The 22370-nt window shown below is 65.3% G+C and carries 19 protein-coding genes and 1 pseudogene; 13 read left to right on the forward strand and 7 right to left on the reverse strand.

Going from position 1 to position 22370, the window contains the following annotated elements; genetic code table 11:
- The 6 genes and pseudogenes from ACFC2Y_RS16730 to ACFC2Y_RS16755 all read left to right on the forward strand — a co-directional run.
- A pseudogene (locus tag ACFC2Y_RS16730) lies at nt 1–122 on the forward strand (IS5/IS1182 family transposase); the annotation flags it as partial.
- A gap of 253 nt (nt 123–375) precedes the next feature.
- Nucleotides 376–1938 carry an AMP-binding protein gene (locus ACFC2Y_RS16735; protein ID WP_375176199.1) on the forward strand — a complete coding sequence of 521 codons (1563 nt, stop codon included), beginning with the start codon at nt 376–378 and terminating at the stop codon, nt 1936–1938.
- A gap of 113 nt (nt 1939–2051) precedes the next feature.
- Nucleotides 2052–3194, forward strand: coding sequence for a zinc-binding dehydrogenase (locus tag ACFC2Y_RS16740; protein WP_375176200.1), 1143 nt, complete (start codon nt 2052–2054; stop codon nt 3192–3194).
- A gap of 9 nt (nt 3195–3203) precedes the next feature.
- Entirely contained in the window at nt 3204–4349 is a 1146-nt protein-coding gene (locus ACFC2Y_RS16745) for an NADH:flavin oxidoreductase/NADH oxidase (RefSeq protein ID WP_375176201.1), read from the forward strand.
- The gene (locus tag ACFC2Y_RS16750) at nt 4346–5239 is read left to right on the forward strand and encodes an MBL fold metallo-hydrolase (RefSeq protein WP_375176202.1); all 894 of its coding nucleotides are present in this window, start codon (nt 4346–4348) and stop codon (nt 5237–5239) included. The genes ACFC2Y_RS16745 and ACFC2Y_RS16750 overlap by 4 nt, the downstream gene beginning before the upstream one ends.
- Nucleotides 5240–6592 carry an MmgE/PrpD family protein gene (locus ACFC2Y_RS16755; RefSeq protein WP_375176203.1) on the forward strand — a complete coding sequence of 451 codons (1353 nt, stop codon included), beginning with the start codon at nt 5240–5242 and terminating at the stop codon, nt 6590–6592.
- Nucleotides 6593–6886: 294 nt separating this feature from the next.
- Here the strand turns inward: ACFC2Y_RS16755 and ACFC2Y_RS16760 are convergent, their stop codons facing one another.
- Genes ACFC2Y_RS16760 through ACFC2Y_RS16775 form a run of 4 tightly spaced genes read right to left on the reverse strand, consistent with a single transcriptional unit; the run spans nt 6887 to nt 11692 of the window.
- Entirely contained in the window at nt 6887–8350 is a 1464-nt protein-coding gene (locus ACFC2Y_RS16760; protein ID WP_375176204.1) for a patatin-like phospholipase family protein, read from the reverse strand.
- Between the two features lie 15 nt (nt 8351–8365).
- Entirely contained in the window at nt 8366–9733 is a 1368-nt protein-coding gene (locus ACFC2Y_RS16765; protein WP_375186461.1) for an ATP-binding protein, read from the reverse strand.
- Nucleotides 9717–10415 (reverse strand): response regulator transcription factor, encoded by a 699-nt coding sequence (locus ACFC2Y_RS16770; protein ID WP_375176205.1) that lies wholly within the window; start codon nt 10413–10415, stop codon nt 9717–9719. The genes ACFC2Y_RS16765 and ACFC2Y_RS16770 overlap by 17 nt, the downstream gene beginning before the upstream one ends.
- A gap of 8 nt (nt 10416–10423) precedes the next feature.
- A complete protein-coding gene (locus tag ACFC2Y_RS16775) occupies nt 10424–11692 on the reverse strand; it encodes a trypsin-like peptidase domain-containing protein (RefSeq protein WP_375176206.1) in 1269 nt (422 codons plus the stop codon).
- A 150-nt stretch (nt 11693–11842) separates the two neighbouring features.
- Between ACFC2Y_RS16775 and ACFC2Y_RS16780 the strand changes: the two genes are divergently transcribed.
- Complete coding sequence (locus ACFC2Y_RS16780; protein ID WP_375176207.1) at nt 11843–12493, forward strand: hypothetical protein; 651 nt, start codon at nt 11843–11845, stop codon at nt 12491–12493.
- A 103-nt stretch (nt 12494–12596) separates the two neighbouring features.
- Here ACFC2Y_RS16780 and ACFC2Y_RS16785 read toward each other — a convergent pair whose 3' ends face one another.
- Both ACFC2Y_RS16785 and ACFC2Y_RS16790 read right to left on the reverse strand, forming a co-directional pair.
- Nucleotides 12597–12788, reverse strand: coding sequence for a hypothetical protein (locus ACFC2Y_RS16785; protein WP_375176208.1), 192 nt, complete (start codon nt 12786–12788; stop codon nt 12597–12599).
- A 106-nt stretch (nt 12789–12894) separates the two neighbouring features.
- Nucleotides 12895–13506 carry a TetR/AcrR family transcriptional regulator gene (locus ACFC2Y_RS16790; protein ID WP_375176209.1) on the reverse strand — a complete coding sequence of 204 codons (612 nt, stop codon included), beginning with the start codon at nt 13504–13506 and terminating at the stop codon, nt 12895–12897.
- 255 nt (nt 13507–13761) lie between these two features.
- Between ACFC2Y_RS16790 and dctP the strand changes: the two genes are divergently transcribed.
- From dctP to ACFC2Y_RS16820, 6 genes are all read left to right on the forward strand, one after another.
- Nucleotides 13762–14802 carry a TRAP transporter substrate-binding protein DctP gene (gene dctP, locus ACFC2Y_RS16795; protein WP_375176210.1) on the forward strand — a complete coding sequence of 347 codons (1041 nt, stop codon included), beginning with the start codon at nt 13762–13764 and terminating at the stop codon, nt 14800–14802.
- A 146-nt stretch (nt 14803–14948) separates the two neighbouring features.
- Nucleotides 14949–15521: a TRAP transporter small permease subunit gene (locus ACFC2Y_RS16800; protein ID WP_375176211.1), complete on the forward strand. Its 573-nt coding sequence runs from the start codon at nt 14949–14951 to the stop codon at nt 15519–15521.
- On the forward strand, nt 15518–16831 hold the full coding sequence (locus ACFC2Y_RS16805; RefSeq protein WP_375176212.1) for a TRAP transporter large permease subunit: 1314 nt from the start codon (nt 15518–15520) through the stop codon (nt 16829–16831). The genes ACFC2Y_RS16800 and ACFC2Y_RS16805 overlap by 4 nt, the downstream gene beginning before the upstream one ends.
- Before the next feature lie 121 nt (nt 16832–16952).
- Entirely contained in the window at nt 16953–18101 is a 1149-nt protein-coding gene (locus ACFC2Y_RS16810) for an acyl-CoA dehydrogenase family protein (RefSeq protein ID WP_375176213.1), read from the forward strand.
- Between the two features lie 10 nt (nt 18102–18111).
- On the forward strand, nt 18112–20238 hold the full coding sequence (locus ACFC2Y_RS16815; RefSeq protein ID WP_375176214.1) for an acetate--CoA ligase family protein: 2127 nt from the start codon (nt 18112–18114) through the stop codon (nt 20236–20238).
- Complete coding sequence (locus tag ACFC2Y_RS16820; RefSeq protein WP_375176215.1) at nt 20235–21314, forward strand: CaiB/BaiF CoA transferase family protein; 1080 nt, start codon at nt 20235–20237, stop codon at nt 21312–21314. Before ACFC2Y_RS16815 ends, ACFC2Y_RS16820 begins: the two co-directional genes overlap by 4 nt.
- Nucleotides 21315–21573: 259 nt before the next feature.
- On the opposite strand, the gene ACFC2Y_RS16825 is transcribed toward ACFC2Y_RS16820, so the two are convergent.
- Complete coding sequence (locus tag ACFC2Y_RS16825) at nt 21574–22323, reverse strand: SDR family oxidoreductase (RefSeq protein ID WP_375176216.1); 750 nt, start codon at nt 22321–22323, stop codon at nt 21574–21576.
- Between the last annotated feature and the right edge of the window lie 47 nt (nt 22324–22370).

The following is a 22370-nucleotide window of genomic DNA, read 5'->3' on the forward strand; positions in this document are numbered from 1 at the left end:
GCTTCAACAAGCTGAAGAACGCTCGCCGGGTCGCAACCCGCTACGACAAGACCGCTGAGAGCTTCCTTGGCTTCATAGACATCACCTCCATCCGCCTCTGGCTGCGTCTTTTGTCAACATGACCTAATAAATATACACACATTTATTTTGCTTGGCAATAGGCGTGTATCGCGGGGGCTCCTACGTCGCAAAATGGCAATTCGCGCCGCGAATTGCCTCCAACGGTCCAGCCAGAACGACCTCGAACCGCAGGTATCTTGCCGAAAAGAGCATGTGCCTGCGCCGATCCGCGTCCGGCTTATTCCGCAGGCTGGACAATCCTTCCGCAGTGATGAAACCTTGCCCGGCGGCACAGGCGCCGCAGGGGAGGACGTCATGACAGAGGCAGCGCTCGATCCCGGGCGCGCGGTATTGCGCGCGATGTTGGAGCGGCATGCGGAGGAGCGCGGGGACGAGACCTTCGTTCATTTCCATGGCGGGCCGGTCTGGAGTTACGCGGAGGTGCTGGAGCGCGTGCAGCGGCGGGCGGCTGCGCTCAGGGCCGAGGGGGTCAAGCAGGGTGATCCGGTGCTGACCTTTCTGGGCAACGGGCCGGATCTGCTGGTGAGCTGGTTTGCGATCAATTACCTCGGCGCGGTCTATGTGCCGGTGAACACGGCGCTTCTTGGCGGGGCGCTGGCGCATATCCTGGCGGACGCCGGGGCGAGGGTCATGGTGGCGCGGCCGGATCTGGCGGCGCGGCTGGCGGAGGTGGAGACGGGGACCGTCGACACCGTGCTGCTGGTGGAGGGCGACGCGGTGCCCGATCTGCCGCTGGAGTGCCGGGCGCTGATGGATGGCGCGGCGGAGGCGATCCCGCTGGAGCGGCCGATCATGCCATGGGATACGCAGGCGATCATGTATACCTCCGGCACGACGGGCCGGGCCAAGGGGGTACTGTCGTCCTACACGCAGCTCTACACCATGGGTCCGGACGCCTTCGACTGCGTGGGGCCCGACGACCGCTGCATGATCTGCGGGCCGATCTTTCATTGCGGATCAACGCTGTATGTCTACGCCATGCTGGCGCGCGGGCTGTCGATCGGGATGATGGCCGAGTTCAAGACAGATCAGTTCTGGCCCGCTGTGCGCGAGACGGGGTCAACCTATGCTCTGCTTCTGGGGGTCATGGCCTCCTTCCTGCTGAAAGCGCCCGAGGATGCGGGCGATCGCGACCATCCGCTGACCCATGTCTTCATCGTGCCCTTTGGCGAGGACGGCCCGGCCTTTGCCGCGCGGTTCGGCGTCGATGTCTACACGATCTACAATATGACCGAGATTTCCTCGCCCATGCATGCGGGGCCCGGGATCACCGAAAAGGGGCTGGCCGGGGTGCTGCGCCCCTGGATGGAGGCGCGGGTCGTCGACGAGAACGACATCGAGGTGCCGCGCGGGGCGGCCGGGGAATTGGTGCTGCGCTCGTCACGGCCCTGGGCGCTGATGCAGGGCTATCTGAACCGGCCCGAGGCGACGGCGGAGGCGATGCGCAATGGCTGGTTCCATACCGGCGACAGCTTCCGGCAGGACGAGGCGGGGCGGTTCTTCTTTGTCGATCGGGCCAAGGACGTGATCCGGCGGCGGGGGGAGAACATCTCCTCCTTCGCGCTGGAGGGCGAGGTGCTGGCGCATGAGGATGTGCGCGAATGTGCCGCCGTCGCCGTGCCGTCGGAGCATACCGAAGATGACGTGCTGATCGTCGTGACGCCGGTGGAGGGCAGGGCGGTGGATCCGGCTGCGCTGATCACGTGGCTAGAGGGGCGGGTGCCGCGCTTCATGCTGCCGCAATATGTCCGGGTGATGGACGACCTGCCCAAGACGGCGAGCGGCAAGGTGCAGAAACACGTCTTGCGAAGCGAGGGCGTGACGACGGAATGCTGGGCGCGCGGGGCGCGTCGGTGATTTTCGGTATACCAATTTGAGAAAAATGGTATACCGTTGCGCAGGTCGACGATCTGCGCCTATGGTTTAATGGAGGGGCCGGTGCGACGTGCAGTCGGCCGTGGGAGGACAAGATGACACTAACCTGCAAGGGACTCGTGCTGCGTGAGCTGGAGCTTCCGGCACCTTATGCGGAGAGCCAGCCTCTCAAGCTTGAAACCGTCACGCTGGCGCCGCCAAAGCCTACGGACCTGGTGGTCAAGGTGCGCGGCGGCGGGCTGTGCCATTCGGATCTGTCGGTGATCAACGGATCACGCGGACGCATGGTGCCGATGCTCATGGGGCACGAGGGCGCGGGCGAGGTCGTGGAGATCGGCACCGGGATCGACGATGTGAAGGTCGGCGACAAGGTGGTATTCCAATTTGCCCCCTCTTGCGGCCGGTGCGAGATGTGCCAGTCCGGCCGCCCGCAGATCTGCTATGCCGCCGTCAAGGCGCGGATGGAGGGCGGGTTGCTGTCGGGCGGGACCCGGATCACCGACGAGGACGGGCAGGAGGTCTATCACCACACCGGCATCTCCTGTTTTGCGGAATATGCGGTGGTGAACCGCGGCTCTGTCGTGGTGGTGGACGACCCGATCTCCATGGTGGATGCGGCGGTTTTCGGCTGTGCGGTGATGACCGGGACCGGGGCGGTGATGAACACGGCGCGGATCCAGGCGGGCGAGACGGTGGCGATCTTTGGCCTGGGGGGCGTCGGGCTTTGCGGGGTCATGGGGGCCAAGGCTTCCGGCGCGGAGGTGGTGATCGGCGTCGATCTGGAAGAGAGCAAGCGGCAGAAGGCGCTGGACCTGGGCGCGACCCATGTCTTTGACGCCCGCGATCCGGAACTGGCGACGAAGGTCGCCGATCTGACCCGTGGCGGCGTGGATGTCGCGGTGGAACTGGCCGGGGCCATCGGCGCGATGAAGGGGGCCTATTCGGTCCTGCGGCGCGGCGGGCGGCTGGTGACGGCGGGGCTGTCGCCTGCCGGGGCGGAGTTCGGTTTTGAACATGCGGATCTGGTGTCGAATGAAAAGGCGGTGATCGGGTCCTACATGGGGTCCTCGGTGCCAGTGCGGGACATCCCGCGCTTCCTGCGGATGTTCCATGCCGGTCAGCTGCCGGTGGACAAGCTGATCGACGGCTACCTCGGCTTTGACGAGGTGAACGCCGGGTTCGACAAGCTGAACGAGGGCAAGGCCCTGCGCCAGATCCTCGCCCCCCATGGCGTGTAAGGAGATCCGATGACCGTCAAGCTCTTCACCCCGCTCACCATTCGCGGTGTCACGATCCCCAACCGGGTCGCGGTGCCGCCGATGGACATGTACTGCGCCGATGACGGGCATGCCACGGCCTTCCATCACACGCATTACGGCAAGTTCGCCTTTGGCGGGGCCGGGCTGGTCTTTGTCGAGGCGACCGGCGTGACCCGGTCGGGCCGGATCACCAACGGCTGCATGGGGATCTACTATGACAGCCATGTCGATGCGCTGCGCCCGATCACGGCGCAGATCCGCGAGATGGGGTTCAAGTCCTGCCTGCAACTGGCGCATGGCGGGCGCAAGGCCTCGACACAGCGGGCGTGGCAGGGCAACGGGCCGCTGACGCAGGAAAATATCGACGCAGGGGATGAACGGTGGCAGCCACTGGCCCCGTCTGCGCTGCCCTTCACCGACGGCTGGGAAATGCCGAAGGAGATGGACCGGAGGGACATGGACGAGGTGCGCGAGGCCTTTGTCACCGGCGCGCATCGGGCGATGGATGCGGGCTTCGACATGGTCGAGATCCACATGGCCCATGGCTACCTGCTGCAGAGCTTCCTGACCCCGATTGCCAACAAGCGAACAGATGAGTACGGCGGGTCGCTTGAAAACCGCATGCGCTATCCGCTGGAGGTGGCGCGGGCTGTCCGTGCCGCCCTGCCGGATGATGTGCCGCTGTTGACCCGTATCTCCTCCACCGACTGGATCGACGGGGGGTGGGAGCCGGAAGATTCCGTTGTGCTGGCGCGGGAGTTGAAGGCCGCGGGCGTCGATCTGGTCGATTGTTCGTCAGGCGGGAACATGCTGCACGGGGCAACGAATTCGAACCTGACGCGTGGCCCGGCCTATCAGGCACAATTTGCCAAGCTGCTGCGCGAGGAGGTGGGGATCATGACCCAGGCCGTCGGGCTGATCCGCACGCCGGAGCTGGCCGAGCAGCTGTTGCAGGAGGGGCAGGCGGATCTGATCGCCATCGGGCGGCAGGCGCTCTTCAACCCCTTCTGGGCGCATCATGCGGCGGAAAAGCTGGGGGTGACGGATTGGGAGACCTGGCCCGCGCCCTATGCCTGGTGGTTGTCGAAATGGAAGCGCGGGCTGGCCACGATGGACGAGGAACCGCTGGCATGACCGGCGGGGTCGATATCGGAGCCATCCGCGTCGACCTGGTGCCGGAGGTCCGGTACCGCCTCATGCCCAAGGGGTTCCTCTTCCCCGACCTGACCCATGACGACGCGGCGCGCAATGCCGACTGGCTGGGCCCGCGCCACCTGCACCCCGAAACGCTGGCCGTGGGCATGGCCTTTCAGGCCTACCTCATCCGGGCGCGGGGTCAGAACATCCTGGTCGACACCTGCAACGGCAATCACAAACAGCGGCCCCATGCGCCCTGGCAGCATGACATGCGGTCCCATGCCTTTCTGACCGCGCTGGCCGATCTGGGGCTGCGGCCCGAAGACATCCACATTGTCCTCTGCACGCATCTTCACACCGATCACGTCGGCTGGAACACCCGGCTGGTGAAGGGGGAATGGGTCCCGACCTTTCCCAATGCGCGCTACGTGATGAACGAGGCCGAGTTCACCTTTTTCAAGGGCCTGATCGGGACGGAGGGGACGCGCTATGCGCATCTGGAGGATTCCGTGCTGCCGGTGGTCGAGGCCGGGCAGGCGGAATTTGTCAGTGACACCGCGCAGGTGCTGACCGAGATCGGGGAGGAGGTCTTCCTCTCTCCCTCGCCGGGGCATTCTCCGGGCCATGTCTGTATCCATGCCAGGGCGCGCGGGGCGGAGGCGGTGATCTCCGGCGATGCGATCCACCATCCGGTGCAGCTGGACATGCCCGATCTGGTGATGCGGGCGGACTGGGATCCGGCCATGGCGGCGCAGTCGCGGCGGGGGATCATGGAACATTGCGCGGGGACGGGCGCGCTGCTTTGTGCCGGGCACATTCCGGACTGGTCGATCGGCCGGGTCAGCGAAGGGGGGCGAGCCTTCCGGCTGACCCCGGCGGAGGGGTAGATGGGCGCGACGTCGGATCTGGTCGGGTTTTCCTTGGGTTTGACGAACCCGCCGGAGCAGGTGTTGCGCGCCGCCACGCGCCATCTGATCGACACGCTCGGCGTGGTCGTGGCCGGGCTGGGGCAGGGGGTGGCGGCGCAGCTGGCGCCGCTGCAGCCGGAGGGGGGCCTGCCTTTGCCGGGCCGCCCCGGCGCGCGGGCGGCGGCGGATCACGCCTATCTCTGCGGGACGGCGGCGCATGGGCTGGAACTGGACGACGGCTATCGCGAGGGGTCGGTCCATTCCGGCGTGGCGGTGGTGCCTGCTTTGCTGGTGGAAGCACTGTCGCGGCCGGTCGCAGGGCGCGATCTGCTGGTGGCCATGGCGGCGGGCTATGAGACCTGCTGCGCGGTGGCGGCGACCCTGCATCCGGCGCTGCGGGACCGGGGGTTTCACCCGACATCGACGGTCGGGCCACTTGGCGCGGCGCTGGGCGTGGCGCGGTTGCGCGGGTTCGATGGGGCGCTGACGGAACGCGCGCTCGGGCTGGCGGCGTCCGAGGCCGGGGGGCTCTTCGCCTTCCTCGGCGGGGGCGGAGAGGTCAAGCGGCTGCATGGCGGATTGGCGGCGCGCGGTGGCCTGATGGCGGCGCGACTGGCCGAGGCCGGGGTCACCGCGCCGGAGGGTATTCTGGAGCGGCCCTCGGGCTATGCCCAGGCCTTCGGGGGCGTGGCGCCGGGGGCGTTTTCCCTGTCCCTGCCGCCGGTTGCGCGGTGGCGAATGACCGATTGTTACATCAAGCCCCACGCCTGCTGCCGTCACCTGCAACCGGCGATGGAGGCGATGATCGCGGCTCAAGCCAAGCTGGGCGTCACGGCGGAGGAGGTCACGGGCGTCGAGGTCGAGACCTATTCCATCGCGGCGGCCCATGCGGGAACTGGCTGGGGCGACATGGCGACGGCGCAGCTGTCCTTTCCCTATGTGCTGGCCCAAGCGCTCTACAAGGGCCGCGCGGCGCTGGCGGATTTCGGGGCTGAGGCGCGGGGAGAGGGGTTGGCGGAGGCCTTATCGCCCCGGCTGACGATCCGCGCGTCGGAGGAGATGGATGCGCTTTACCCCGGTCAGCGCCCGGCGCGGGTGACGGTGCGGGCGGGGGATCGGTCGGCGGAGGTGTTTGCGCCGGAGGCCTCGGGCAGCCCGGATATTCCGGTGACGGATGCGGCGATCGAGGAGAAGTTCCTCGGGCTCGTCGCCCCTGCCGTCGGGGATCAGGCGGCGGCGGATTGGCTGCGGGCGCTCTGGTCGATTGGCACGGCGCAGGATGCGGGGGCTGTTTTGGTCGGGCGGGTGGCTGAGCTGGGGTTGTCTGACTAGGTGCCAGCTTGGGTCAAACCCGCCGCGATGCACCAGGGCGCGGATTCAAGGGGTGTCAGCCCCGCCGCGCCATCGACGGGCCGCCCCCACGGCCCGGCGATTGGCATCCATACGTGCATCGAATGCCTGGCTCGCTGCCTTGGCCGCCATAAATCGCGCGGAACAACCGTTGGATCGCCGCGCCGCGGCCCGTCGATGGCGCGGCTTAGGGATTAGGTCGGGTTACGACTTGGCCGAGATTGCTTGGCACCTTATCGGAAACTCGGCCTTTTGAGTGGCGTCGAGACGGCGCCCTCAGTTCTTGACCGGCACCACCAGCCTGGCCCCCGGCGGCGGTTTGCGGCGGCTGCGCGGGGCGCCGTCGCTGCCGATCTCGCTGGCGACGAGGAAGCCGTTGAAGTCGGGGTTGTCGCGGGTGGCGATGCGTCCGGCCTCTATGGCGAGGTCGACCTCCTCGGTCTTCAGTTTCAGCCGCGTCGGGATGTCGTCCAGCTTGCGCTTCATCCCCGTCGGCACGTTCTTGAAGGAGATCAGGCCGACGAAGAACTTCAGGTCCTCGCAATCCCATCCGGCGGCGGTGCCGCGCAGGCGGGCGACCTCTCCGCGGGTGAGCGAACAACGGTAGTCCACCAGGTCGCGCTGCCATTTGTCGAGCTGCAGGCGCATCGCGTCAAAGCCGGTGCGGGAGGCGGCGGACATGGCAGACGACGCGATGGACATGGCGAGGTTCACCCCGCCGGGCCCGCGCAGTTTCTCGGTCCAATTGTTGTCGCGCTGCACCCCGGCGTCGGCCACGAGGAAGAGCAGGCGTTTCATCCGGACGGCCTCCTCGGCGGTGAGCGGCGCATAAGGCACCTGGGCCCGGGCGCGTTCCACCGCGAGGCCGGTGGTGCCGAAATTGTCCGTGATGCCGCCGTCCAGAAGTTTCACATATTTGACCTCCTTGGCCTGTGCATAACTTTCCAGCGCAGCCCCGTGGGCGCGCATGGCATAGGAGGCTTCGGAATTGTATCTGGCTGAAGTTAGCCATGCAGGCTCTTGATAATTACACTTTTTTTGATGTGCCTCGATCACGATTGGCGAGAATACCAGGGGAAATGCGGCCGATGCTGCGACGGCATCGGAAATTGGAAAACTTGACAAATCCGAACATAGGGCATCGAAGGTCTCGGGTGAGAAGAGGAAGGTCGTCTGGTTCGCCACATCGCTGGCATTGATCCAGGTCTTGATCCGTGAGCGCTTTCGCAGATCGCCGAAGGTTGCGCCGTGAAAGAGCGTCTCGTCCAGGAAACGGCCAAAGGTCTTGCGCCCGTTCGCGCCGCCCGAGAGGCCCTTGGCGATGGTCACCGGATTGATCGGGCTGTTGGCCATGTAGCGTTCGGCATTCTGCACGAGATAGATGTCGCGGTATCGGCTCACCCCGGCGGGGCCGTGCAGCCCGAAATAGGCAGCGGTGACCGACCCGCCGGAGACGCCGGTGACAAGCCGCACGTCCGAGAGCAATCCATGCGGATTCGCCGACGTGGCGGTGGCGGCGCGGATTTCCTCCAGCATGCCATGGGCAAAGGCGGAGGCGCGCATGCCGCCGCCGGAGAAGGCGAGGCCGACCCAGACGTCGCCGGACTCGGCGGCCACACGCTCCGTCTCCACCAGCGGGAGGTTCTGGCCCGAGGGCAGGACCTCGTTGAGCGGTCGGTTGAGCGCGGCACAGCCCGGCAGCGTGGCCAGCATTGCCAGCCAAATCAGGTGTTTGAACAAATCCCGGTCCCCCGATCAGGTGTCGGGAAGCTTAGGCCAGAGGATTTCGATTCTGAAACCTTTTTCGGTCGCGAGCAGGTCGATCCTCGCCCCATGGCGCAGCGCGATGGCCTTAACGAGGGCGAGGCCGAGGCCGTGGCCGGATTTGCCGACATCCCGTTCGGCGCGTGTGAAGAGGTCGAAGGCACGCTCGCGCAGGTCGTCCGGCACACCGGGACCGGTGTCGGCGATGGACATGCGCCAGCGGTCCCCGGCCCCCGTCAGATCAAGTCGTATGTCGTCGCCTGCATCGCAATACTTGATTGCATTGTCGATCAGGTTGGTGAGGGCCTGGGCGACCAGGTTCCTTTCCCCCAGAATCTGCGCGCCGGGGGCGATCCCGGTGGTCAGGGTCATGCCGCTGTCTTCTGCGAGGGGGGCATAGAGCTCCGCGACCTCCTCGGCCAGGGTCGAGAGGTCAATCGGGACAAGGCCAGGGCGCTGGCCGTGCGCGGCCTCGGCGGAGGAGATGTCGAGCAGGCTGTCGAAGATGCGGATGGTGGAGGCCATGTCGGCGTCGATCCGTTCGAGCGCCTCGTCGTCGCCGGTTAGGCCGCCCAGACGCTGGCGGATGCGGTTGAGGGGGGTGCGCAGCTCATGCGCGATCATGTCGGCCAGGCGGGTGCGAGCGCGGTCGAGGGTTTCGATCCGGTCGAGCATCTGGTGCACATGGGCCTCAAGCGCGCCGAATTCATCGCGGCTGCGCGGCCCGGGCAGCCGGGCGGAGAGGTCGCCTGCCGCCACCCGATCGGCCAGGGCGTTGATGCGGGCAATGCGGCCCAGTGTGGCGCTGCTGACCAGCCAGCCGGCGATGAGCGACAGGGCGACGAGGCCAAGCGCCACCTGCCATATCAATGCCCGCAGGTCGGCGAGGGTGGTCAGCGCCGGGGTCTCGGCGCGGGCGGCGAGGAAGGGGAAGCCGCCGGGCAGGATGCGCGCCACGCCACGATAGGCCACGCCGTCGATGACGTAGCTTTGCTGCGGGGCGGGGGCGAAGCCTTCGCCACTGGCGGTGATCCCCTCGGGCCAGCCGTCGGTATTGCCCGCCAGCGTGGTGCGGGCGCGGTCCTGCAGCAGGTAGATGGCGCTGCCCTCGGGCGTGGCGCTGGCGCGGAACTCCACCGCCTCGCGCAGGGCGGGGATGCGGCGCTGATCGTAGATCGTTTCGAAACTGGCGAGGTCGGCGGCCAGCAGTTCCGCCTGCCGCGTGGCGAGGGAGGCCGCGGTAACGCGGTATTGCAGGGCCATGGCGCCAAGCGCGGCGAGGATGATGACCGCCGCCACGGCGAGTGTCATCGTCACGCTGGCGCGGGCGAGGCGGGGGCGTCTAGCGGGCCGGGTCAAAGATATAGCCTTCGCCGCGAGCGGTGTGGATCGCCGGGGCGCCGAGCGCCTGTTCCAGCTTGCGGCGCAGGCGGCCGACATGGACGTCGACGACATTGGTGCCGGGGTCGAAATGCAGGTTCCATACGTTTTCCAGCAGCTGCATCCTGGTCACCGTCTCGCCCGCGTTCCGGGCGAAATAGGTGATCAGTTCGAACTCCTTGGGGCTGACGGGGATGTGCGTCTGACCGGCGTGGACGGTGCGGGCCTTCATGCGGATTTCCAGCGCGCCAAAGGCGATCAGATCGTTGTCGAGCACCTGCATAGACTGTCGGCGCAGCAGGGCGCGCAGGCGGGCGCGCAGCTCCTCCGGATCGAAGGGCTTGGCGAGGTAGTCATCGGCGCCCTTCTCCAGCCCCTCGATCTTGTTGGCGGCGCGGCCCAGGGCCGAGACGACCATGACGAGGGCCGTCGATCCCGCCGCGCGCAGCTTGGCAATGGCGTCGATCCCGTCGCCGCCGGGCAGCATCCGGTCGAAGACGATCACGGCGTATTGGCCGGTCTCCGCTTCCGCCAGACCCTCGGGATAGGTGGTGCGGGTGGTCGGCACCGCGCCGATGTCCGTGACGGCTTGCGACAGGGCCTCCAGCGCGACGGCGTCATCCTCGACAATCAGGATGCGGGGCGTTGTTTGGTCGGTCATCTTCGGCCTCAGAACAGGGTCACGTCCGGGTCCAGCGCATTGCCGCCACCAAGGGGGCGGAGACGGCGCCGGGTCGGGTCGATCAGGATATGGGTGGTGCCGCCATCGCGCCGGACGCGCAGGAGGGCGGGCAGGATCAGGCGCTGTCCGGTGAAGGCCTTCTGTCCGACGGCCTCGATCACGTCTCCTTTTGCAAGGCCTGCGGCATAGGCGGGCAGGGTGTCGTCTATCGCGATGACGCGCTGGCCGGAGAGGGTCACGCCGAAATCGCGAAGCGGCACGGGTGTGGGATGCAGCGACCGCGCAAGGGGCGTCGGCGTCGGGTGCGGGACCACCGGCGCGGGTCGCGGCAGGGCGAGGGGGATCGTGATCTCACCCGCACCGCGCCGGATCAGCAGGGGCAGGGACGATGCGGTGGCGTCAATGATCATGGCGAGGTCGCCGACCCGCACCAGCGGCCGATCTGCGGCCCTGATCAGGATGTCTCCCGGCAGAAGGCCGGCGGCCTCGGCGGGGCTGTCCGGGGTCACATCATCCAGCAGAAGGCCGGTCGGATGTTCGATCCCGAGCGCGGTGCCGAGGACCGGGGTCATCGGGCGCAGCGCCAAGCCCAGATCGGGAACGGGCGGCAGGTCACCGGCGATCAGGGCGGCGATCAGGGGGGCGGGAACGGCATAGCTGATCCCGACGTAATAGCGCGAGCCATCGGCGATGCGGGTGTTCATGCCAATCAGCTCTCCGTCCATGTTCAGCAGCGGTCCGCCGGAGGAACCGGGGTTGATCGCCGCATCATGCTGGAGAAAGCGCAGGGGCACGGCGGGCAGCACCTGCCGGTGTGCGGAGAGGATGCCGCGCGTGAGGGTGAACCCGGCCTCCAAAGGTGCACCAATGGCCAGCACGGGGGCGCCGAGGTCGGGAACGGGGGCGGCCGACAGGCCGGGGCCAAGCGAGGCGGGCAGGGCGAGCAGGGCGATATCGCGTTTGTCGTCGCGCCGGGTGACGCGGGCCACGGCGGTGCGGTTGTCGCGGGTCGTGACCTCCACCTCGCCATGACCGGCGAGGACATGGGCATTGGTGACCGCGATCTCGCCGCCGCGCCACAGAAAGGCGGACCCGAGGAACTCTGCCCCGTCCGTACTGCGCAGGATCAACGTCGCATCCAGCGCAGTTGTCATGTCACCCGCCCCTTCAGGCGCGCGCGCCGCGACCCAAAGCGCGGTGGCCAGCGTCAGGCAAAGCGCCAGCGCGGCGGTGATCCAGGGGCGAAGAGGGGTCATGCTGCTGTCCGATCTTTTTGCCCGAAGCTACCGCAGGGCGGCGGGCGCTTCATGTGACAAGTGCCGTCATCAACAGTCTGTCATGTAGATTTTGTTGGATATCCCCGGTCTCCCTTGCATTATCGCCGAAGCTGACCCGGAGGAAATCGTATGCGCTTCCAGAAATCCACCCTTTCCGCGTTGTCGCTTGCCGCGCTGATGGCCTGGCCCGTGGGCGTGCGGGCCGACAACCCCGTCCGCAACGCCGAGCTTTCGGCGCGGCTGTTCGAGGCGGCGGTCGATCTGCAGGACCCGATGCTGGCCGTGGCGGCCGCGCGCCTGCGCAAATCCGTGCTGGCGCGGCGGGTGGACATCGAACCGCAAAAGGACGGCCCGGCCCCGGAAGACCCGCGCTATGACCGGATGATGAGTTGGCAGGACATGATCGCCACGGCACTGCAGTTGGCCCCAAACGACGCGACCATCGCGCAACTTGCGGAGGATGTGAAATTCGCCGGAACCAAGGGCGTGACCGCGGGCGAAGTCTATTCCATCACAACGATCCGTGCGGGCGGCACCGATACCTATCCGGCGATGACCTATACCGGTGGGGAATACGCGGACGTCTATGTCGAGGGGGCGGAAAGCTCCGCCGATCTGAATGTTTTCGTCAAGGATGCGCAGGGGCGGCTGGTCTGTTCGGATACGGATATCTCCGCCATTGCCTATTGCGGCTGGCGGCCCGCGGCCTCCGAAGGGTTCACGGTGGTGGTGACGAACAAGGGCGGGGTGCCGACTTCGTATTCGCTGATCACGAATTGAGGGGGATTGGGCCGAGCCTGGGGATGACCGGATTGGGCGGAGATCCCGGGGCAAGCCCACGAAATACACCGTCTGAGGCGGCTGGCGGGCCGGTGACGTGCCCCTATGCCGCGGCGGTTCGGGCGGCGTGGGCGACCCCCTCGATCCCGTCGCAGCCCATCCAGTCGGACCAGAGTTCGGCGAAATCCATCGCCTCGGTGTAGTCGTCGAACCGCACCGCAAGGTCGAGCGCGAGGTCCGCCGTCATCAGGCAGACATCGAATCGCGTTCCATCCTGTAAAACCTTGATCATCATACCAACATCCGCCGCTATTACTGCTGGAGCCTAGCGGAAGGTCGTGACTGCAAGACGACGGTTTGATGCCAGAAATGAGACGGCGGGACCCTGAAGGCGCGGTGGTTCAGCCCTTCGCGACGATGCCGTTCATGAAGAGGTCGAGGAAGTGGGCCGAGACCTCCCTCGGACTCATCGCGTCGTCCTCGGTGTGCCAGCGCAGGATCCAGTTCACCGCGCCAAGAAAGAAGTTGGAGGTGATGCGGACATCGACCGGGCGCAGAGCCCCTTCCGCGATGGCCTTCTCGATCAGCATCCGGCTGTAGCGGTCCAGGTGCTTGCGCCGTTCCATCAACTCGGTCTGCTGGTCTTCGGGCAGGGCACGGATGTTGGCCATCGTGGTATAGGCGCCGCGCTCCTCCATCAGCTGTTCCATGAAGCAGCGATAGAGATGGCTGAGCTTTTCAAAGGCGGTGCCATCCATCTGTTCGGCTTCCAGACGGGCGGACTGGCCGCAGTCGTAGGTCAGCTTCAGGCATTCATAAAGAAGCTGTTCCTTGTTCTTGAAGTAGTAATAGAGCGCCGTCTTGGTCACCCCGATTTCGTCCGCGATCTCGTCGAGAGAGGTGGCGTGATAACCCTTTTCATTGAAGATGCGCGCGGCGACACGAAGGGCTGCGCGGCGCTTGAGTTCCCGCAACTCCTCGCGAGAGGCGACTGCGCCATTCCAATTTGCCACGGTACCCTCCTCGCCAGGTCACAGATACAATTCTGCTAAGCGGAATTAGGCTGGAACGCAAGTCTTTTAACTCACCGGTCAGTCTACTGTCCATTGGGTCCGATCTGATGCTGGTAAGTTTGTTGACGCATGGGTAGAAACATGGTCTTGTCCGTGCAGCGTAGCAGGTGATGGGGAGCACCTTGCGCCTGCACAGGCGGGGCCGAGGGACAAAGAACCCCAACTCGTTAAAAACGCATATCCAGGGAGGACAACATGACCAAATCTACCAATGTTAACCGCCGCGCGATGCTGCGCGGAGCAGGGATTGCCGCGCTGGCAGCCCCGGCGCTTGTCGGCAAGGGTATCGCGCAGGGCAAGGTGACCTGGCGCGTCCAGTCGCACTGGCCCAAGGCTTCGGCTTCTTTCGATGACAGCCTCGGCGTTCTGACCAACTGGGTCACCGAAAAGACCGATGGTGCGTTCCAGTTCGAACTTTTCGGTGCGGGTGAATTCGCCAAGGGCCCGGAAATCTACAACATCGTCCGCAAAGGCGTCGTCGCCATGGGGACCGCCTCGCCCTCCTATTTCCAGGAAAAGGCACAGGCCGCGTCCTTCCTCTACGGCATTCCCGGGACGCTCCGCGAAAGCTGGGAAGTGCAGTACATGGCCAAGCTTGGCGGTGTCGAGGCGATGGTCAACGAAGAGCTGAACCCCGACGGGATCATGCTGCGGTCTGACAAGGCCTACCCGACGGAGATCGTTCTGTCGAAGAAGATCACGAACGCGGATGACTTCGCCGGGCTGAAAATCCGGTCCTCCGGCACGATGCTGGACTATCTGCAGGCCGCAGGCGCTGCACCGTCCTACATCCCCGGCTCCGAACTGTATCAGTCGCTCAGCTCCGGCGTGGTCGACGGTGCGCACTGGGGTGCGGCGATCGGTGCGAAATCCATGTCCCTGTGGGAGGTCTGCAAGTACCACTACAAGCCGGCACTGGGCTTCACCACCGACAGCTTCATCTACAACCTCTCGGAGTTCGAGAAGCTGGAGCCGGAGATGCAGGACATCTTCGAAACCGCCTTCAACGTCCGCTTCTACGAGCGGTCGTCCGAGTATCAGCTTGGCGAAGCGCAGGCCCTTGCCGCGGGTGTCGCGGAGAACGGTGTCGAAGTCGTGCAGCTGCCGGACGATGTGCTGCAGGTTCTCGCCGAGGCATCGGCCAAGATCCTCGAAACCGAAGCGGCCAAAGGCGAAATCGCCGCACGTGCTGCGGACGTCTACAAGAACCTGATGAAGGACCTGGGCTACGCGTAAGCCTTGCGGTCTGAAGGTCCCGGGCGGCGCGGGGAAACACCCCCGCGCCGCCCTTCCCAAACCATCTCGGCCGTCCCGCGACGCGACCCGGTGTTTCCGGAGAGCGACCCGCGGGATTTGGTGCCGCAAGATCAAATGAGTACAAGATGAAAAACCTAGCCCGGGGCATAACGCGCCTGAACAGATTCATCGGGAAATGGGCCTCGCTGGCCGTTCTGATCCTGTTCGCCCTACTGCTGGCGGATGTGGTGATGCGCTATCTCGTCGGTCAGCCCGCGATCTGGACGGCCGAACTGGCCACCCTGATCTTCGGGGTCTACGCAATCATCGCGGGCGGCTTCCTTCTGGCCGAACGCGGACATGTGAACGTCGATATCTTCTACGGCAGTTTCAGCCGAAAACGCAAAGCCCTGGTCGATATCGTGACCTGGCCGCTGTTTTTCATCTTTGTCATCGTGCTGATGTGGCAGGGCTATGACATCGCCAAGGATGCCATCGAGGATATGGAGGTGTCGAACTCCACCTGGAAAGCCCCCCTCTGGCCGACCAAATCCCTGATCCCGGTGGCGGCGGTCCTGCTGCTGTTGCAAGGCTTTGTCCGTCTCTGGGCCGATATCCGGGTCCTGATGGACCTGCCTGTCGATGAAGAAACGTTCGGTGCGCTCGCGCCCGAGGAACGCGCGGCCGATGCGGCTGCAGCCGGGAGCATTCAAGAATGAGCGTCGAACTCCTCACCCTTCTCTTTTTCGGCGCGCTGCTGGTCTTCGTGCTGATCGGGACGCCGCTGGCCTTCGTGCTGGGCGGTGTGTCCGTCATTTTCCTCTACTTCGAGATGGGGCCGATCGGCTTCTATCTGTTGGCCTCCAAGATGTGGGAGACGATGCAATCGTCGACGCTGATGGCGGTGCCACTCTTCGTCTACATGGCGATCTTGTTGGAAAAGTCAGGCGTGGCCAATGACTTGTACGACATGATGCACCTGTGGTGGGGCGGCCTGCGTGGCGGTCTGGCCATCGGGACCGTGGCGATCTGCGTGATCTTTGCGGCCATGTCGGGCATTTCCGGCGCGGCCGTGGTGACCATGGGGACCATCGCGCTGCCCAAGATGCTGGAGCGGGGGTATGACAAGAAGCTTGCCCTCGGGGCCATCAACGCCGGCGGGGGCTGGGGCATCCTGATCCCGCCGTCGATCCTGATGGTTCTCTACTCGCTGATCACCGAGGTGTCCGTTGGCCGTCTCTTCGCGGCCGGTATCGGGCCGGGGCTTCTGCTGTTTGTGCTCGTGTCGATCTACATCGGCGTGCGCTGCTGGATTCAGCCCGAGATGGGGCCGGCCCTGCCGCCCGAGGAACGCTCCGACTGGGGTGCGAAATTCCGCGCCCTGCGCGCGGTGATCCTGCCGATCATGATCGTGGCGCTGGTGCTGGGGTCGATCTTCGGCGGGTTCGCCACCCCGACCGAGGCCGCGGCCATCGGTGTCTTCGGTGCGATGGTCGCGTCGATCGTCAACCGTCGCCTGAACTGGACCGTGCTGAGCGATGCGGCCCTGTCGACGATCAAGCTGACGGCGCTTGTGATGTGGATCCTCTTTGCGGCGCATGCCTTCTCCACCGCCTATACGGCGCTTGGGGCGCAGTCGCTGATCTCCAACCTGATGAGCTATATCCCGGGGGGCAAATGGGGCGCACTGGCGTTCATGCTCTTCGTGCTGTTCCTCTTCGGGATGGTGCTGGATCCGGTTGGCATCATGCTGATCACCCTGCCGGTCTTCCTGCCGGTGGTGCAGGCCGCGGGCTTTGATCCGATCTGGTTCGGCATCCTCTTCGTCATCATGATGGAGGTGGGGTATATGACGCCGCCCTTTGGGTTCAACCTCTTCTATCTCAAGGGGGTGGCGCCTCCGGGGGTGACCATGGGCGATATCTATGCCTCGGTCATTCCTTACGTGATCGTAACGCTGATCGGGGTGCTGCTGATCATTCTGATCCCGGACATCGCGCTCTATCTGCCAGGAGTGTTCTTCAACTAGAACCGCCTTCGCCCCGTCGCCGGAACCCGGCGGCGGGGTTTTCTCGCCGGACCTCTGTCCGCGCAAATGTTATGACATCATCTCCGGTCGGGCTGACCGCCGGTAGCGAAGGGGAGAGACCATGTCCGTCGTGCTCGACAGCGAACAACAGATGCTGAAAGACCAGATCGACAAATGGCTGGCCGCCAATGTGACACCGATGATCGCCGAGCATGAATATGCCGCGACCTTCCCCTTCGAGATCCTCGATGACCTGAAGGAGTTCGGCTACCTCGGCGGCAAGATCCCCGAGGCGGATGGCGGGTTCGATCTGCCATACATGACCTGGGCGATGATGATGGAAAGCGCGGGCTATTGCTGGGGCTCGCTGCGGACCATCGTGAATATCACCAACGGCACGATCCAGAAGCTGTCGGCCTATGGCTCGGACATGCAGAAGGAGAAATACCTTCAGCCGCTTCTGGCAAACAAGCTGAAGACCTGCACGGGCCTGACGGAGCCCAATGTCGGCTCCAACGTCCGCGGGGTGGAAACGCGCGCGGTTCTGAAGGATGGGTATTACCATATCTCCGGCCGCAAGCTGTGGATTACCAACGGGGTGAATGCGGATATCTGCCTGGTCCTGGCCAAGACCTATTCGGACACAAGCGACGGGGAGCTGTCGACTTTCATCGTCGAGAAGGACATGCCCGGATACGCCGCCCGCAAGGTCGAGAAGATGGTGCTGCGGCCCACGGGCACGGCGGAGATCGAATTTGACGACGTGAAGGTGCCGGAGGAGAACCGGGTCGGACCGGAGGGGATCGGTCTCTCTGGCACGCTTCAGGGTCTGAACACCGCGCGGGTGAATATTGCCATGGGGGCCGTGGGGCAGGCGCAGGCGGCGCTGGATCTGTCGGTGGAGTATGCCAAGACGCGCAAGCAGTTCGGCAAGCCGATCGGGTCTTTCCAGCTGGTTCAGAAGCACATCGTCGACATGACGGTGCGGGTGAAGGCGGCGCGGGCCCTGGGCTATACCGCCGCCTCCCGGCTGGATGCGGGGGAGGAGGCGCGGGAGGATTGCTCCATCGCCAAGCTCTACGCGGCGCAGGCGGCGTTCGAGGTCGCGGATATGGCGCTGCAGGTCCACGGGGGCTTGGGCTATTCCCGCGACTATCCGATCGAACGCATCTTCCGCGACACGCGGGGCGGGATGATCCCCGAGGGGACCTCGGAAATCCAGACACTTATCGCGGGCCGCGAAATCCTCGGCCTGTCGGCCATCACCTGAGGAGGCGATGATGAAGGACATGAGCACAGGCTACCAGTTCCCCGATCTGACCTATCTCTTCGCGCCCCGTTCCATGGCGGTGATCGGGGCGTCGGAGAAAGAGCATTCCATCGGCAACCACGCGATGAAGAACATCGTGGAGCATTCGAAATTCGAGGGGCGGCTTTATCCGGTGAACCCGAAGCAGGAAAACGTCATGGGGATGCCGTGTTATCCCGACGTGGCCTCCCTGCCGGAACCGGTCGACGTGATTGTCGTGGTGATCCCGGCCAAGGGCGTGCGCACGGCGGTGGAGCAGGCCGGGGAGATGGGGGTGAAATTCGCCGTCATCCTGACCTCCGGCTTTTCGGAGGCCGACGACTGGGGCAAGGCGGAAGAGGCCGCGCTGGTCGAGATATCGAAGCGCACGGGCATCCGGCTTTACGGGCCGAACTGCCCGGGGCTGGTGAACTTCAACATGCCATTGGGGATGTCGTTTTCGCCCGCCTACAAGTCCGACATCGCGCCCGGCTCCATCGGGTTGGCGACGCAAGGCGGCGGGCTGGGCCGCAACATGGTGCAGCACAAGGATCGGGGCGTCGGATTTACCAACTGGGCGTCGACGGGCAACGAATGCGATCTGCAGGTGGCGGACTTCATCCACCACATGGCGGGCGATCCGGAGGTGAAGGTGATCGGCTGTCTGGTCGAGGGCTTCAAGGACGGGCCCCGGTTCGCGGCAGCCTGCCAAAAGGCGGCGGAGATGGGGAAGCCGGTGGTGGGGCTGAAGGTCGGGCGGTCGGAATACGGGGCGCGGGCGGCGGCGTCGCATACGGCGTCAATCACCGGCTCGTCGGAGGTCAACCGGACCGTCTTCCGCGACCTCGGCGTGATCGAGGTTGACGACCTGGACGAATTGATCGACGTGGCACAGCTGCTGGTCCGCAAGATGCCGACCGGGCAGGAGAAATTGGCGATCTTCGCCTCCTCCGGCGGGGCCGGGTCGCTTTGTGCGGACAACGTGGGTGTCAGCGGATTGGAACTGGCGGAGTTCGCGCCGGAAACGCGCGAAAAGCTCGACGCGATACTGCCGACCTTCGCGGCGACGGCGAACCCGGTGGACACGACCTCCATCTCCATCTCGCATCCGGATGTCTACCGCGAGTCGCTGGTGATCACCGCGCAGGACCCGAACGTCGGGCTGGTGCTGGCGCCGCAGCCGATGGACTACGGCCAATACTCCGTCGTGAACGGCGAGTCTCTGATCGAGGCGCAGAAGGCGACCGATGTGCCGATCGTCCCGATCTGGATGTCAGAGCGTCAGGGCGCGGGCTACACCACGCTGGCCGGGGGCGGGCTGATCCCCTTCCGGTCACTCCGCAACATGCGCAAGGCGCTGCGGCGCTGGATCGACTACGGCCAATGGCAGGCGACGCGCGACCGGGGCTGGTCCCCGGCGGTGATCGGTCAGGCGACCGGGCTGGCCGACGGCGCGACCCGCAGCATGACGGAGGTCGAGGGGAAACAGGCGCTGGCGGCGGCCGGTGTGCCCGTCACGGCGCCGGAATTGGCGACATCGGCGGCCCGGGCGGCGGAGATTGTGAGGCGCATGGGCGTGCCTGTGGCGATGAAAATCGTGTCGGAGGAGATTACCCATAAATCCGATGTCGGTGGCGTGAAATTGAATGTTTTTGCTCATGATGCAGCAGAGAATTACGATCAAATTGTTGCAAATGTGAAATCTGCCAAAGCGGACGCGACGCTCGACGGTGTGCTGATAGAGCCCATGGCGCCCGCCGGAGGGGTCGAAGCCTTTGTCGGTGTCGCCCGCGATCCGGTCTTCGGTCATGTCATGACCTTCGGCCTCGGCGGGATCTATGTCGAAATGTTCCAGGACGTCACCCGCACCATGCTGCCGGTCACAAAAGCCAAGGCCGAGGCGATGATCGGAGAGCTGCAATCCGCGCCGCTGCTGACCGGCTATCGCGGTCAGCCCAAGCGGGACATCGCGGCGCTTGCGGCACTGGTCGAGAAGGTCTCGGACTATGTCGTCGCCAATGCTGATCAGGTGGAGGAGATGGACCTCAACCCGGTCTGGGTTGGCGCGGAAGGCGAAGGGGCGATGGCGTTGGATGCGGTCATCGTGGTGCGGACATGAATGCGCCGCTCGAGGGGCTGAAGGTCGTCGATTTCTCCGAACTGCTGCCGGGGCCCTTTCTCAGCCAGTGCATGGTCGAGATGGGCGCGCGGGTGACCAAGGTCGAACGTCCGCCGGGCGGGGACGGGTTGCGCACGACATCGCCGGGCCTATTCGGGACGGTGAACCGGGGCAAAGGCTCGGTTATTCTCAACCTCAAGGAAGAGGGCGACCGGGCCAAGGCGCTGGACCTGGTGCGCGAGGCGGATGTGATGATCGAAGGGTTCCGGCCCGGGGTCATGGATCGCCTCGGTCTGGGGTGGGAGGCCGTGCAGGCTGTGAACCCCGGTTGCGTCTATATCTCCATGTCCGGCTTCGGCGCGACGGGGCCCTGGGTGAAAGCGCCGGGGCATGATCTGAACTACCTCGCGCTGGCGGGGGTCACGGCGCTTTGCGGCGAACCGGGCGGGGCGCCGGACCATACCTTTGGCCTGCCGGTGGCCGATCTGGGCGGGGCGCTCTATGGGCTCAGCTCGGTTCTTGCGGCTTTGATGCAGAAGGCGCGGACGGGCGAGGGGCAGCATATCGACCTGTCGATCACCGACTGTCTGGCGCATTGGGTGAACACGCGCCGCGCGCTCTACAACCACGGCGACGTGCGGGATTTCGAAGAACAGCGGCGCATGGCGTTGGTCCGCCCGGCCTATGGCGTCTTTGCCTGTACGGACGGCGCGGTGTCTGTCGCCTCGCTGGAGGATCACTTCTGGGCCGCGACCTGCCGGGCGCTGGATATGGGGGCGTTCGCCGATGCGGCCTACGCCCGAATTTCGGCGCGGCGACCGGTGGCGGAGGCGATCAACGCGCGCCTCGCCGAACAAATCGCGCCGATGTCGCGGGACGAGGCGATGGCGCTGTTCGAAGAGTACGACGTCCCGGCCTCGCCGGTGTTGACCCCGGACGAGGCGGCTGGTTCGGAGCATTTCGCAGCACGCGGGTTGATGGTGGAGACGGATGCGGGGCCGATCACGCCCTTTCCGGTGCGGTTGAGGGGGATGGGGGCGATTTCGCCCTCAGCGCCGGAGTTGGGTGAGGGGTAGGATGGGGGCTTGCCACCCATCACATGGCGCAAGATGGGTGCAGAGCACCCATCCTACGGGGTGAGGTAGGGTGCGTGTTCACACGCACCGCCGCCAGCCCTCACCGTCGGCCACTCACATCAATGCATTGCGCAGTGGCGAAAGATGGGTGCAGAGCACCCATCCTACGGTTTGACGTTCAGTGTAGGATGGGTGCTATGCACCCATCTCAAGCGCCCGCCGCCCGCATCCCGTCCGGGATGTCGACGGTGCTTGCGTCCTAACGCCCACCACTCACATCAATGCATTGCGCGGTGATGAAATCCGCGAGGCAGGAGGAGAAGAAGAGGACCACCCGAGCCACGTCATATTCATCAGCCAGCCGGGGCAGCGCGGTCAGGGTTTTGGATCTCGCCTCCAGCTTGTCGAAATCCGGGCGGGCCTTCAGGCGGGGGGTGGCGACGAGTGCGGGGGCAATGGCGTTGCAGGTGATGTTGAACCCGCCGGCCTCGCGCGCCAGCGCATTGGTCATGCCGACCAGCCCGGCCTTGGCAGCAGAATAGTTGGTCTGTCCCCGGTTCCCGTCCTTCGCCATGGAGGACATGTTGACGATCCGGCCCCAGTTCCGCTCCATCATCCCCGGCAGGACCGCGCGGCAGCAGTTGAAGGCGCCTTTCAGTACGACCGCATGGACGATGTCCCAGTCCTCCTCGACCATCTTGGTCATGTATTTGTCGCGGCTGAAGCCTGCGTTGTTCACCAGGATATCGACCGGACCAAGCGCCACGGCGGCCGCGTCGAAGGCGGCCGTGACAGAGGCGACGTCGGTCACGTCGCAGGCGTGAGTGAAGACCTTAGCGCCCGGCACATCCGCCTCGATTTCCGCCTTGGCGGCGGCCATTGCCTCCTCGCTGACATCCAGCAGGGCCACTGCAACCCCCTCTGCCGCCAGCATCTTTGCCGAGGCGCGGCCGATCGCGCCGCCGCCGCCGGTGATGGCCGCCGTGCGGCCCGTCAGATTCATGTCCATTCTTATATCCTCCCTTGGGTGAGTGTTTCTACCCGTTGGTCAGCAAA

Source organism: Pseudooceanicola sp., from assembly GCF_041987405.1.
In the GTDB taxonomy this organism is placed as follows: Bacteria; Pseudomonadota; Alphaproteobacteria; order Rhodobacterales; family Rhodobacteraceae; genus Pseudooceanicola.

Bases quoted from the DNA above. Each gene is read 5' to 3' on its own strand.
- ACFC2Y_RS16820 (WP_375176215.1), top strand. From the start codon at position 20,235: ATGAATGCGCCGCTCGAGGGGCTGAAGGTCGTCGATTTCTCCGAACTG.
- ACFC2Y_RS16750 (WP_375176202.1), top strand. From the start codon at position 4,346: ATGACCGGCGGGGTCGATATCGGAGCCATCCGCGTCGACCTGGTGCCG.
- ACFC2Y_RS16825 (WP_375176216.1), bottom strand. From the start codon at position 22,323: ATGGACATGAATCTGACGGGCCGCACGGCGGCCATCACCGGCGGCGGC.
- ACFC2Y_RS16740 (WP_375176200.1), top strand. From the start codon at position 2,052: ATGACACTAACCTGCAAGGGACTCGTGCTGCGTGAGCTGGAGCTTCCG.
- ACFC2Y_RS16815 (WP_375176214.1), top strand. From the start codon at position 18,112: ATGAAGGACATGAGCACAGGCTACCAGTTCCCCGATCTGACCTATCTC.
- ACFC2Y_RS16770 (WP_375176205.1), bottom strand. From the start codon at position 10,415: ATGACCGACCAAACAACGCCCCGCATCCTGATTGTCGAGGATGACGCC.
- ACFC2Y_RS16805 (WP_375176212.1), top strand. From the start codon at position 15,518: ATGAGCGTCGAACTCCTCACCCTTCTCTTTTTCGGCGCGCTGCTGGTC.
- ACFC2Y_RS16800 (WP_375176211.1), top strand. From the start codon at position 14,949: ATGAAAAACCTAGCCCGGGGCATAACGCGCCTGAACAGATTCATCGGG.
- dctP (WP_375176210.1), top strand. From the start codon at position 13,762: ATGACCAAATCTACCAATGTTAACCGCCGCGCGATGCTGCGCGGAGCA.
- ACFC2Y_RS16810 (WP_375176213.1), top strand. From the start codon at position 16,953: ATGTCCGTCGTGCTCGACAGCGAACAACAGATGCTGAAAGACCAGATC.
- ACFC2Y_RS16745 (WP_375176201.1), top strand. From the start codon at position 3,204: ATGACCGTCAAGCTCTTCACCCCGCTCACCATTCGCGGTGTCACGATC.
- ACFC2Y_RS16735 (WP_375176199.1), top strand. From the start codon at position 376: ATGACAGAGGCAGCGCTCGATCCCGGGCGCGCGGTATTGCGCGCGATG.
- ACFC2Y_RS16755 (WP_375176203.1), top strand. From the start codon at position 5,240: ATGGGCGCGACGTCGGATCTGGTCGGGTTTTCCTTGGGTTTGACGAAC.
- ACFC2Y_RS16775 (WP_375176206.1), bottom strand. From the start codon at position 11,692: ATGACCCCTCTTCGCCCCTGGATCACCGCCGCGCTGGCGCTTTGCCTG.
- ACFC2Y_RS16785 (WP_375176208.1), bottom strand. From the start codon at position 12,788: ATGATGATCAAGGTTTTACAGGATGGAACGCGATTCGATGTCTGCCTG.
- ACFC2Y_RS16780 (WP_375176207.1), top strand. From the start codon at position 11,843: ATGCGCTTCCAGAAATCCACCCTTTCCGCGTTGTCGCTTGCCGCGCTG.